Origin of the sequence: Rhodococcus sp. EPR-147, assembly GCF_001647185.1 — a bacterium.
GTDB lineage: Bacteria > Actinomycetota > Actinomycetes > Mycobacteriales > Mycobacteriaceae > Rhodococcoides.
In genome coordinates this window covers 1-12367 of sequence record NZ_LVCU01000320.1, presented here as the reverse complement: position 1 = coordinate 12367, position 12367 = coordinate 1, and the positions used below count along the sequence as shown (strand labels likewise).

The window sequence follows — 12367 nt, the reverse complement described above, 5'->3', positions numbered from 1 at the left end:
TATGCCGTCGGAATTTCCGGTGAGGATGCGCACCTGTTCACCGCGACGCGTCGCACCGTGCTGGTCGACGGCACCGAGACCGACATCGGTCTCGTCGGCGACGTCACGTCGGTTGATCCTGCCGCGGTCTTCGATCTCATTGCCGCAGGACGTATTCCGGTGGTGTCCACCATCGCGCCCGACCGCGACGGCGTCGTCCACAACATCAACGCCGACACTGCGGCAGCGGCGCTCGCCAGTGCCCTCGGTGCCGAGAAGATGGTGGTGCTCACCGATGTCGAAGGCCTGTACACGGATTGGCCCGATCGCAGCTCGTTGACCTCCGAGATCGACGCGTCCACGCTCGAGGCGTTGCTGCCCTCACTCGACGCCGGGATGGTGCCGAAGATGGAAGCGTGCCTGCGGGCGGTTCGAGCCGGCGTTCCGTCGGCTCATGTCATCGACGGTCGCGTCGAACATTCCGTGCTGGTGGAGCTGTTCACCGGTGAGGGAATCGGCACCATGGTCACCCCCGATCACTCTTCCACGTCAGGAGTCACGCCATGACCGGCACCGAGTCCACCCTCGATCTGCAACAGCGGTGGTCGAATTCGTTGATGGACAACTACGGTGTTCCGCGCGTGGCGCTCGTCCGCGGCGAGGGCGCGGTGGTGACCGACGCCGACGGAAAGCAGTATCTGGACCTGCTCGCGGGCATCGCCGTGAACATCCTCGGACATGCCCACCCGGCGGTGATCGAGGCGGTCACCACTCAGCTGTCCACCCTCGGGCACACCTCGAATCTGTATGCGACAGAACCCGGAATCGCGTTGGCCGAGCAGCTGCTCGCGCAGCTCGGTGCCGGGGCCACCGGTCGGGTGTTTTTGTGCAACTCGGGAACCGAGGCCAACGAGGCGGCGTTCAAGATCGCTCGCCTGACCGGCCGTCCCAACATCGTGGCGGCGGAGAAGTCGTTTCACGGACGGACGATGGGTGCTCTCGCTCTGACCGGTCAGCCGGACAAGCGGATCCCGTTCGAGCCGATGCCTGCCGGCGTGCAACACGTTCCGTACGGCGATGTGGCCGCGCTGGAAGCCGCCGTCGATTCGGACACTGCCGCAGTATTTCTCGAACCCATCATGGGTGAGGGAGGCGTGGTGGTTCCACCCGAGGGATATCTTCTCGCCGCCCGTGAGATCACCGCGAAGCACGGCGCACTGCTGGTCCTGGACGAGGTGCAGACCGGTATCGGCCGAACGGGTTGGTTCTACGCTCACCAGTCGGTCGGCATCGTGCCCGACGTCATCACGCTCGCCAAGGGTCTGGGCGGCGGCCTGCCCATCGGGGCCTGCATCGGCATCGGAGCGGCGGGGGAGTTGCTGCATCCGGGCAAGCACGGCACCACGTTCGGTGGTAACCCCGTATGCGCGGCGGCGGCTCTGGCCGTGCTGCGCACCATCGCCGACGAGGACCTGCTCTCGCACGCCGACAGCATCGGCAAGACCATCGCACACTCCATCGAGAATCTGGATCACCCTCTGGTGAGCCATGTTCGGGGTTCGGGCCTTCTCCTCGGCGTGGTCCTCACCGCCGCCGTCGCACCGGCGGCCGAAGCCGCCGCGCGCGAGGCGGGCTTCCTCCTCAACGCGGCCCAGCCCGACGTGCTTCGGCTCGCACCACCGTTGATCATCACCGAAGAGCAAGCCGCGTCGTTCGTGACGGCGTTACCGGCAATTCTCGACGCAGCACAGGAGGCTCATCAGCCATGACCGTTCAGCATTTCCTCCGGGACGACGACATCACGCCCGCGCAGCAGGGTGAAATCCTCGCTCTGGCAGCCGAACTCAAGCGTGCCCCGTTCTCGAAGCGTCCGCTCGAGGGCCCCAAGGGGGTCGGCGTCATTTTCGAGAAGAACTCGACACGGACCCGCTTCTCGTTCGAGATGGGCATCGCGCAGTTGGGTGGTCATGCCGTGGTGGTGACGGGCCGCGACACCCAGCTGGGGCGTGAGGAGACGCTGCAGGACACGGGGCGGGTTCTCTCGCGCTACGTCGAGGCGGTCGTGTGGCGCACGTTCGGGCAGAAGCGGCTCGAGCAGATGGCGACCGGCGCAACGATTCCGATCGTCAACGCCCTCTCCAACGAGTTCCACCCGTGCCAGGTTCTGGCGGATCTGCAGACCCTGATCGAGCACAAGGGAAATCTGCAGGGGCGCACCTTGGCCTACTTCGGTGACGGTGCCAACAACATGGCGCACTCGCTGCTCATCGGCGGAGTGACGGCCGGGCTGAACGTGCGGATCGCTGCGCCCAAGGAATTTGCGCCGCTCGGCTACGTCCTCGACGCGGCGCATGCGCGCGCCGAGGAAACCGGGGCCACCATCACCTTCACCGAGGACCCGGTCGAGGCCGCGGCCGGTGCCGACGCGCTCGTCACCGACACCTGGACGTCGATGGGCCAGGAGAACGACGGTCTCGATCGCGTCGCACCGTTCCGGCCGTATCGAATCGATTCGGACCTGCTCTCCAAGGCCCAGTCGGACGCCGTCGTGCTGCACTGCCTACCCGCACATCGCGGCGAGGAGATCACCGACGAGGTGCTCGACGGCCCCCGGAGTGTTGTCTGGGACGAGGCCGAGAACCGCCTGCACGCGCAGAAGGCACTGCTTGTGTGGCTCCTCGAACAGGCCCGACGACCATGAGCGAAGACGTCACTGCGGTGCCGTTGACCGCGTCGACCCGCGCGGGCAGGCAGGCACGGATCATCGCGTTGCTGGCCACCCATCAGGTGCGCAGTCAACCGCAGCTGGCGTCGTTGCTCGCAGCCGAGGGGATCGACACCACTCAGGCCACCCTCTCGCGGGACCTCGAGGAACTGGGTGCCGTGAAACTGCGCGCGCCGGACGGTGGAGTGGGGGTGTACGTCGTGCCCGAGGACGGCAGCCCGGTCCGGGGAGTGTCCGGCGGCACCGACCGACTCCTGAAGTTGCTGGGGGAGTTGTTGGTGTCCACCGATCACAGTGGGAACCAGGCCGTCCTTCGCACGCCACCGGGCGCGGCGCACTACCTGGCCAGCGCTCTGGACCGTGCTGCGATGCCGGAGATCGTCGGGACCATCGCCGGTGACGACACGATTCTGTTGATCGCCCGCGAGCCACACACCGGTGGCGAGGTCGCGGACAAGATCGAAAAGCTTGCTCGACGCGGTAACTGAGATCCGGTTACCCATCATGCGCATCAAGAACAACGAAGGAGCTTGAACACCATGGCCGAACGCGTCATCCTCGCCTACTCCGGCGGACTCGACACCTCCGTCGCCATCAGCTGGATCGGCAGGGAGACCGGCAAGGAGGTCGTTGCCGTCGCCATCGATCTGGGGCAAGGCGGCGAGGACATGGACGTCGTGCGCCAACGCGCACTCGATTGCGGCGCAGTCGAATCCGTCGTCGTCGATGCCAGGAACGAGTTCGCCGACGAGTACTGCCTGCCGACCGTGCAGTCCAACGCGCTGTACATGGATCGGTATCCCCTCGTGTCGGCGATCAGTCGTCCGCTCATCGTCAAGCACCTCGTGGAGAACGCGCGGGCGCACGGCGGAACCGTTGTCGCACACGGGTGCACGGGCAAGGGCAACGACCAGGTTCGCTTCGAGGTCGGCTTCAACACCCTCGCCCCCGAGCTCGAGGTGTTGGCACCGGTTCGCGACTACGCGTGGACGCGCGAGAAGGCGATCAAGTTCGCCGAGGAGAACGACATCCCGATCAACGTGACCACCAAGTCGCCGTTCTCTATCGACCAGAACGTCTGGGGACGCGCGGTGGAGACCGGCTTCCTCGAAGACCTGTGGAACGCGCCGACCAAGGACGTCTACGACTACACCGAGGATCCGACGGTCAACTTCCAGGCTCCGGACGAACTGATCGTCTCGTTCGACAAGGGTCGCCCGGTCGCGATCGACGGTCGCCCGGTCTCGGTGCTCGAAGCGATCCAGGAGCTCAACACTCGTGCGGGAGCGCAGGGTGTCGGCCGGTTGGACGTGGTCGAGGATCGGCTCGTCGGCATCAAGAGTCGTGAGATCTACGAGGCACCCGGTGCCATGGTGCTCATCCGCGCCCACGAGGAGCTCGAGCACGTGACCCTCGAGCGCGAACTCGGTCGCTACAAGCGCCACACCGACCAGAAGTGGGCCGAGCTGGTGTACGACGGCCTGTGGTATTCCCCGCTCAAGGGTGCTCTCGACACGTTCGTGGAGCACACGCAGGAGCACGTCTCCGGCAATATTCGCCTGGTTCTGCACGCGGGCGGGATCATCGTCAACGGACGCCGCAGTGGCGAGTCGCTGTACGACTTCAATCTCGCCACCTACGACGAGGGCGACACGTTCGACCAGTCCGCGGCCAAGGGATTCGTTCAGCTGCACGGATTGTCGTCGAAGATCGCCGCGAAGAGGGACCTGGGCCTGTGACGAATTCGGAGACCGCACACGGAACCAACGAAGGTTCGCTCTGGGGCGGCAGATTCGCATCGGGGCCGGCCGCCGCCATGGCAGCGTTGAGCAGGTCGACGCACTTCGACTGGGTCCTCGCGCCGTACGACATCCGCGCATCCATGGCGCACGCCCGAGTGCTGAACGGTGCCGGACTGCTCACCCCGCAGGACCTCGAGACCATGCTCGACGGCTTGCAACGACTCGCCGATGACGTCGCCTCCGGTGAGTTCGTGGCAGCCGAATCGGACGAGGACGTGCACGGTGCCCTCGAGCGCGGTTTGATCGACCGGGTCGGACCCGAGGTCGGTGGCCGGCTGCGTGCGGGCCGGTCGCGGAACGATCAGGTGGCCACGCTGTTCCGCATGTGGCTGCGCGACGCCGTCCGCCGGGTGTCGGTGGGCGTACTCGATGTGGTCGACGCGTTGGCCACCCAGGCTGCGGCGCATCCGACTGCTGTCATGCCGGGCAAGACCCATTCGCAGGCCGCGCAGCCGGTGTTGTTGGCGCATCATCTGCTCGCGCACACCCATCCGTTGTTGCGCGATGTGCAGCGCTTCGCGGATTTCGACACGCGAGCGGCGGTGTCGCCGTACGGTTCCGGTGCTCTCGCCGGTTCGTCGTTGGGGCTGAGTCCGGAAAAGATCGCAGCCGAGCTCGGGTTCGACTCGTCCGCCGAGAACTCGATCGACGCCACGTCCTCACGCGACTTCGCCGCCGAAGCTGCCTTCGTGTTGGCGATGACGGCGGTGGATCTGTCGCGATTCGCCGAGGAGGTCATCTCGTGGAGCACGCCCGAGTACGGCTACGTGACACTGGCCGATGCGTGGTCGACCGGCAGCTCGATCATGCCGCAGAAGAAGAATCCGGACGTCGCGGAGTTGACTCGCGGAAAGACCGGCCGCTTGATCGGTAATCTGACCGGTCTGCTGGCCACGCTGAAGGCGCAACCGTTGGCGTACAACCGTGATCTCCAGGAAGACAAGGAGCCGGTGTTCGATTCGGTGGCGCAACTCGAGCTGTTGCTGCCTGCGCTCACCGGATTGACGGCGACGCTCGAGTTCCACACCGAACGCATGGCCGAGCTGGCACCGGCCGGGTTCACGCTCGCCACCGATATCGCCGAATGGATGGTGCGGCAGGGGATTGCGTTCCGCGTTGCTCACGAGGCTGCAGGAGCCTGCGTTCGTGCGGCCGAGGCGCGAGGTGTCGGGCTGGTGGATCTGACCGACGACGAGCTGGCCGCGATCGATTCGTCCCTCACTCCGGCCGTTCGTGAGGTGCTCACGGTGCAGGGTTCCATCTCGTCGCGCGATGCCCGCGGTGGGACGGCCGCCGTGCAGGTTGCTCATCAGCTCGGGGGAGTGCGGGCGACTGCCGCGACCCTGCGTGCGTGGGCCGAGGAACCGGTGTTGCGGCACTGAGAGGGCAATCGATATCCACGCCGGTTTCCTCGAGTGTGATGTGAGAAGCTTTCGTCACGCGAAGACCGATGCCGGTCGTTCCGTCGGGCCGAACGCAGGAGTGTATTGGTGGGACTGAATGCAGATGCCGTACGTGGACCACTGCGGCGTGCCATCGCCACAGCCCAGAACGGTCTCGAGGTCATTCGTCTGGGTGGGCTCGAAACCGAGGTGGATCCGTCGCCGTTTCGAGTGATGGATCGCGAGCCGATGTATCGGCTTCGGCGGTATTTCCCCGACGATGTGCCCGCGGACAGTCCCCCGGTGGTGCTCATTCCGCCGATGATGGTCTCCGCGGACGTCTACGACGTCACCACCGACCAAGGTGCGGCCGGAATTCTGCACGGCATGGGTCTGGATCCGTGGGTTGTCGATTTCGGGTCACCCGATACCGAAGAGGGTGGATGGGGCCGTACGCTCGCCGATCACGTCGTGGCGATCAGCGAGGTCGTCGACAAGGTGCACGAGCACACCGGTCGCGACGTCCACCTGGGTGGCTACTCTCAGGGTGGCATGTTCTGCTACCAGGCGGCCGCCTACCGAGGTGGCCGAAATCTGGCCAGCCTCATCACGTTCGGAGCTCCGGTCGACACTCTCGCCGGTCTGCCGCTCGGGATTCCGGCAGGCGTGGCGACGCGGGGAGCGGAGTTCCTCGCCGACCATGTGTTCACTCGGCTCGCTGTGTCGGGGTGGATGGCGCGGACGGGATTCCAGTTGCTCGATCCGGCGAAGACCGTGCGATCGCGAGTGGATTTTCTGCGTCAGCTTCACGACCGTGAGGCGCTGTTGCCGCGCGAGCCGCAGCGACGCTTTCTGGCGATGGACGGGTGGGTGGCGTGGTCCGGCCCGGCCGTTGCGGAGTTGTTGAAGCAGTTCGTCGTTCACAACCGCATGATGACCGGCGGGTTCGTCATCAAGGACAGGTTGTTGACCCTGGCCGAGCTCACCGTGCCCGTGCTCGCCTTCGTCGGCGAAGTCGACGACATCGGTCAACCGTTGGCCGTGCGCGGCATTCAGCGCGCAGCTCCGCGCGCCCAGGTGTTCGAAACCACTTTGCGTGCAGGTCATTTCGGCTTGGTTGTCGGCAGTACCGCGGCTGCGCAGACCTGGCCGACGACGGGAAACTGGATTCGGTGGCGTGAGGACCTCGGGCCGAAGCCGGAGGCGGTCCGCGTGATGGAGCGCGAGGACCACGGCGATTCCGACAGCGGCGTGTCGATCACCAATCGCCTGATCCACACTGCTGCCTCCATCGCAGAGGTGGGCGTCGGTGTCGGCCGCGGGTTGGCATCGGCGGCGACCGGCGCAGTGCGTGGTACCCGCGAGATCTCTTCCGAGGCCGTGCGTACGTTGCCGAGGCTCGCCCGCCTCGGGCAGATGCAGCCGCACAGTCGAGTCTCGTTGGGCCGCTTGATCGCCGAGCAGGGACGTAAGTCTCCGAACGGAGAGTGCTTCCTGTTCGACGACCGAGTGCACACCTACGACGCTGTCAACGTCCGCATCGACAACGTGGTGCGCGGACTGATCAGTGTCGGGGTGCGACCCGCGTCGCGCATCGGTGTGTTGATGGAGACTCGTCCCAGCGCATTGGCCGCGATGGCGGCGCTCTCGCGGATCGGGGCCGTACCTGTTCTGCTGCAGCCGGGCAGCGACCTGACCGCAGCCCTGCGAACCGTCGACGTCGACACGGTGATCGCCGATCCGGAGAACGCTGCGGCGGCGGTCCCGGTGGCGCCGAACGTCCTGGTGCTCGGCGGCGGTGAGACTCGGCGCCTCGACATCCCGTCCGGCTACGAGGTGGTCGATCTCGAGGCCATCGATCCCGACGCGGTGCGTCTGCCTCAGTGGTACGAGCCGGATCCCGGTCGTGCCCGCGAACTGGCGATGATCCTGTTCACGACCACAGATCGCGGTCTCGAACCGCGATACATCACCAATCATCGCTGGGCGTTGTCGGCGTTCGGTACCGCGACGACGGCCGCGCTCGGACCCGGCGATACTGTCTATTGCCTTGCCCCGCTCCATCATTCGGCCGGGATTCTTGTCACGATCGGTGGTGCGCTTGCGGGCGGGTCACGCATCGCACTTTCCCGTGGTCTCGAGCCCGAGCGGTTCAGCGAAGAGGTGTATCGCTACGGCGTCACCGTCGTGAGCTACACCTGGACGATGATGCGGCAGATCCTCGACGATGGCCGGTTCCCGGTCGACTCCGGCCACCCGGTGCGCCTGTTCATCGGCTCCGGTATGCCGGTGGGGCTGTGGCGTCGCACGCTGGCGCGGTTCAGCCCGGCTCGGGTGCTCGAGTTCTACGCATCCACCGAGAACGACGTCATCCTGGCCAATGTGGCCGGCTCGAAGATCGGCTCCAAAGGCCGTCCGCTGCCGGGCAGTGCACGGGTTGCGTTGGCGGCCTACGACCCCATCACCGGCCGCCTCGAAGAGGACGACGACGGTTTCGTTCGGCAGTGCCGTGACGACGAGATCGGGCTGCTCCTCGGCCGACCGAGCGGGGACGGCGAAGCGACCAGCCATGTCATGCGTGGAGTCTTCGAGCCCACAGACGCCTGGATCCCCACCGAGAACCTCTTCCGCCGCGATTCCGACGGCGATTACTGGCTCGTCGACCGTAAGGACACCGTGGTGCGCTCGGCGTGCGGTCCCGTGTACACCCAGCCGATCGTCGATGCGGTAGGTGACCTGGATCAGGTCGATTCGGCCGTGGTCTACGGAGTGCGGGTGACATCCGATCGGCCACGATCGGTGCGCGTCGAGGCGTCGGCCACCGAGGTCGCCGTCTGCGCCATCTCGCTGCAACCGGAGGCGGTGATCACCGCTCGTGCATTGACGGACGCACTCGGAGTGCTGCTCCCGACCGAGCGTCCGGCGATCGTGCACGTGGTGCCCGAGATTCCGGTGGGACGCGCGTACCGACCGACCGCGACGGCGTTGAAGAAGGTCGGCATTCCGACGCCGAGTGCACGTTCGTGGTTCTACGACTCCGAGTCGAACAGCTACCGTCGATTGACGAAAGCTGTTGTGGCCGAACGGTTCGTCGGGCGTGAGGCCGCGGCCGAAAAATCGTCGTAGGAACGAGTCGGCACGGAAGAATACGGGTTCGGTAGCGTAAGCGAGTACACCACTCCGGTTCGACCGGAGCAGAGCAAAGGACACCTGTGGCAATCGATTCGACACTGCTTTCCATACTCGCGTGCCCGGTGGACAAGGGCCCGCTGCTGTTGATCGAAGGGGAACTGCTCTACAACCCGCGACTGCGGCGTGCATATCCGATCGAGAACGGCATCCCGGTGTTGCTCGCCGACGACGCCCGCGATGTCGACGACGCCGAGCACGAGTCGATCCTGGCTCGCGCCACGTCCTAGAACTCTCGGCCGCGCGCCGGGTTCGTCGACTACTGGGTTCGTCGACTACTGCGTTCGTCGACGCAATGTCGCGGCGGCTCCGCTCAGCGCAGCGACGGTGAACGCCGTGACCACGGCGATGTCGGTCCACATGCGCCCGGTGACTCCGGGGTACCTGGATACCTCCTGGAGCGCGTCGACCAGGTAGCTCAGCGGCAGGACATCGCTGATCGTGCTCAGCCAGTTCGGCATCTGGTCGCGCGGCACCAGGAGTCCGCACAGAAACAGCTGTGGAATCACGACCACCGGCATGAACTGGACGGCTTGGAACTCGGTGCGAGCGAATGCGCTGCACAGCAGTCCGATGGCGACCCCGAGCATCGCTCCCAGGACTGCGATCACCAGTACCCAACCTACCGAGCCCTCGATGTCGAGCCCGAGAAATCCGAACGCGACGGTGCATGCGAGTACCGCCTGTCCGATGGCGGCCAGCGAGAACGCGGACCCGTAGCTCGCGAGCAGATCCAGTTTGGACATCGGAGTCGTCAGCAGGCGTTCGAGCGTTCCCGAGGATCGTTCACGCTGCATCGAGATCGACGTGATCAGGAACATGACGACGAACGGCAGGATGCCGAGCATCGTGATGGCGATCCGATCGAACAACGGCTGCTGATCAGGCGGGGTCGGCACGTCTCGGTACAGGTAATACAGCAACACCATCAGCAGGGACGGAACGAGCAGCACCATCGCCACCGATCGATGGTCTGCTCGTAGCTGTCGCAGTATGCGGCCCGTGCCGGCTGCGTAGATCCGCGCGTTCACGATGTCTCCTCGGTGGATCTGATGAGGGACAGGAATGCGCGATCGAGGGTCGTTTCGTTCGTGCGCGCGAGTAGCGCGTCCGGGCTCGAGTGGGCGAGAACGGTGCCGTCGCGCATCAGAACGAGACGGCTGCAGTGCTCCGCCTCTTCCATCACGTGGCTCGAGACCAGCACCGTTGTGCCGCTTGCCGCGATATCGGCGAAACGCGACCACAGCTCCGAGCGCATCACGGGATCCAAGCCGACCGTCGGTTCGTCGAGGACGATCAGCTCGGGTTCGGCAACCAGCGCGCTGGCCAGGGAGACCCGCCCCAGTTGGCCGCCGGAGAGTTCGCCCGCCCGTGACGACGTGTGGTCGGCCAGCCCGACCGATGCGATGGCGGATGCCACGTCCGCGCGCCGGCGACCGTACAGCGACCCGAAGTACTGCACGTTCTCGCGAACGGTGAGAGCTCGGTAGACGCTCGGTGCCTGGGTCACGTACCCGACGGTGCGGCGCAACGGTGCCGAGCCGGCCGGCGATCCGAGTACTGTCACGGTTCCGCTGCTGACGATCTGAGTGCCGACGATCGATCGCATCAAAGTCGTCTTACCGCAGCCCGATGGACCGAGAAGTCCGGTGATGACACCACGGGGGATTGTCAGGGACAGATTGTTCAGCACCGTTCGCTTGCCGCGGCGAACCGTCAGCCCTGTGATCTCGACGGCGTGTTCACAGGTGAACGCCATAGCGGCCTCCAGACTTGTCGGATGTCGAAGTCATAGCCCCGTCGGCGCACGGTGGTCAAGGGCGAAGCATCATGGGATCGATGAATGTCGCTGAATTGGAGATCGGGGAACCCGACGCCGCAGCCCGACGCATCCTCGGCGGAACCGTCACCGTGGGCGACGTGTCGGTGCGCATCGTGGAAGTTGAGGCCTACGGTGGTCCACTCGATGGTCCATGGCCGGATCCGGCCGCGCATTCCTTCCGGGGCCCAACCCCTCGTAACCAGGTGATGTTCGGTCCTGCGGGGCGTCTGTACGTCTACCTGAGCTACGGAATGCATCTTTGTGTGAACGTGAGCTGCGGCCCGGACGGTACGGCCGCTGCGGTGTTGCTTCGAGCGGGTGAAGTGGTGGCCGGTCACCATGTCGTCGAGACCAGGCGCGCCGGCCGCGGTCCACGGTCCGCACCGGTCGAGGCCGGTTGGGCCCGCGGGCCCGGAAATCTCGGTCGAGCCCTTGGCGTCTCGCTGGCGGACAACGGATCGGACGTGTTCGACGCGTCGTCGGCCGTCACCCTCGAACTACTCGAGCGCCCGTTGAACGAGAAGGCGGTTGCATCCGGCCCACGGGTAGGGGTGAGTTCGGCGGCCGATCGTCCGTGGCGCTTCTGGGTGATCGGGTCGCAGGCGGTGTCGAGCTACAAACGCAGTCCCCGCGCCGCCGCTCCCGGTGGCTCGGAGGCCTGACCGACGCCTGGATGCGTCCATGCGGGAGGATCGACGTCGTGAGTGAGAACATCATCGACGAAATGACCTGGCGTGGACTGATCGCACAGTCTACCGACGTGGACGCGCTGAAGAAGGCTACGTCCGAGGGCCCGATCACGCTGTACTCCGGTTTCGATCCGACAGGTCCCTCGCTGCACGCAGGGCACCTTGTGCCGTTGCTGGCTCTCAAGCGTTTCCAGCGGGCCGGCCATCGCCCGATCATCCTCGCCGGTGGTGCGACGGGACTCATCGGTGACCCTCGCGATGTAGGGGAGCGCACCATGAATTCCCCCGAGGTCGTCACCGAGTGGGCCTCGCGTATCCGTGGTCAGCTCGAACGGTTCGTCGACCTGGACGAGAGCCCGACGGGCGCAGTGGTGGTGAACAATCTGTCCTGGACGGGGGAGCTTTCCGCGATCGATTTCCTTCGCGACATCGGTAAGCACTTCTCGATCAACGTCATGCTTGCTCGCGAGACGGTGAAGAACAGGCTCGAGAGCGACGGAATGTCGTACACCGAGTTCAGCTACATGCTGTTGCAGGCGAACGACTACGTGCAGCTCCGCAGGCAATACGGCTGCAGTCTTCAGATCGGCGGCTCCGACCAGTGGGGAAACATCATCGCCGGGGTGGAGCTGAACCGGCGCCAGGACGCCGAGTCGGTGCACGCCATGACGGTTCCGTTGGTCACCTCCGCCGACGGCAAGAAATTCGGCAAATCCACCGGAGGCGGCAGCCTGTGGCTCGACCCGGAGATGACGAGCCCGTACGCCTGGTACCAGTAC

12 protein-coding genes are annotated in these 12367 nt (G+C 65.6%); 10 read left to right on the top strand and 2 right to left on the bottom strand.

What is annotated here, in order from left to right; genetic code table 11:
- The 8 genes from A2J02_RS15060 to A2J02_RS15025 form a co-directional block, all read left to right on the top strand.
- Nucleotides 1–546: amino acid kinase family protein (locus tag A2J02_RS15060; RefSeq protein WP_442971477.1), on the top strand; the 546-nt coding region annotated here is incomplete at its 5' end.
- The gene (locus tag A2J02_RS15055) at nucleotides 543–1748 is read left to right on the top strand and encodes an acetylornithine transaminase (RefSeq protein ID WP_068050949.1); all 1206 of its coding nucleotides are present in this window, start codon (nucleotides 543–545) and stop codon (nucleotides 1746–1748) included. The genes A2J02_RS15060 and A2J02_RS15055, both read left to right, overlap by 4 nt.
- Nucleotides 1745–2680 (top strand): ornithine carbamoyltransferase, encoded by a 936-nt coding sequence (argF, locus tag A2J02_RS15050; protein ID WP_068050947.1) that lies wholly within the window; start codon nucleotides 1745–1747, stop codon nucleotides 2678–2680. The genes A2J02_RS15055 and argF overlap by 4 nt, the downstream gene beginning before the upstream one ends.
- Nucleotides 2677–3192: an arginine repressor gene (locus A2J02_RS15045; RefSeq protein WP_037192611.1), complete on the top strand. Its 516-nt coding sequence runs from the start codon at nucleotides 2677–2679 to the stop codon at nucleotides 3190–3192. The genes argF and A2J02_RS15045 overlap by 4 nt, the downstream gene beginning before the upstream one ends.
- Before the next feature lie 51 nt (nucleotides 3193–3243).
- Complete coding sequence (locus A2J02_RS15040; protein ID WP_068050945.1) at nucleotides 3244–4443, top strand: argininosuccinate synthase; 1200 nt, start codon at nucleotides 3244–3246, stop codon at nucleotides 4441–4443.
- Entirely contained in the window at nucleotides 4440–5888 is a 1449-nt protein-coding gene (gene argH, locus A2J02_RS15035) for an argininosuccinate lyase (protein ID WP_068050943.1), read from the top strand. The genes A2J02_RS15040 and argH overlap by 4 nt, the downstream gene beginning before the upstream one ends.
- 105 nt (nucleotides 5889–5993) lie before the next feature.
- The gene (locus A2J02_RS15030; protein WP_068050941.1) at nucleotides 5994–9014 is read left to right on the top strand and encodes an AMP-binding protein; all 3021 of its coding nucleotides are present in this window, start codon (nucleotides 5994–5996) and stop codon (nucleotides 9012–9014) included.
- Between the two features lie 86 nt (nucleotides 9015–9100).
- Nucleotides 9101–9307 carry a Trm112 family protein gene (locus A2J02_RS15025; protein WP_037192601.1) on the top strand — a complete coding sequence of 69 codons (207 nt, stop codon included), beginning with the start codon at nucleotides 9101–9103 and terminating at the stop codon, nucleotides 9305–9307.
- Nucleotides 9308–9352: 45 nt separating this feature from the next.
- Here A2J02_RS15025 and A2J02_RS15020 read toward each other — a convergent pair whose 3' ends face one another.
- On the bottom strand, nucleotides 9353–10108 hold the full coding sequence (locus tag A2J02_RS15020) for an ABC transporter permease (protein ID WP_068050939.1): 756 nt from the start codon (nucleotides 10106–10108) through the stop codon (nucleotides 9353–9355).
- Nucleotides 10105–10836, bottom strand: a complete 732-nt coding sequence (locus A2J02_RS15015; RefSeq protein WP_068050938.1) for an ABC transporter ATP-binding protein — start codon at nucleotides 10834–10836, stop codon at nucleotides 10105–10107. The genes A2J02_RS15020 and A2J02_RS15015 overlap by 4 nt, the downstream gene beginning before the upstream one ends.
- 80 nt (nucleotides 10837–10916) lie before the next feature.
- Here A2J02_RS15015 and A2J02_RS15010 point away from each other — a divergent pair, with 80 nt between their 5' ends.
- Both A2J02_RS15010 and tyrS read left to right on the top strand, forming a co-directional pair.
- The gene (locus tag A2J02_RS15010) at nucleotides 10917–11561 is read left to right on the top strand and encodes a DNA-3-methyladenine glycosylase (RefSeq protein WP_068050953.1); all 645 of its coding nucleotides are present in this window, start codon (nucleotides 10917–10919) and stop codon (nucleotides 11559–11561) included.
- Between the two features lie 38 nt (nucleotides 11562–11599).
- A partial coding sequence (tyrS, locus tag A2J02_RS15005) for a tyrosine--tRNA ligase (protein ID WP_068050951.1) occupies nucleotides 11600–12367 on the top strand: 768 nt, incomplete at its 3' end.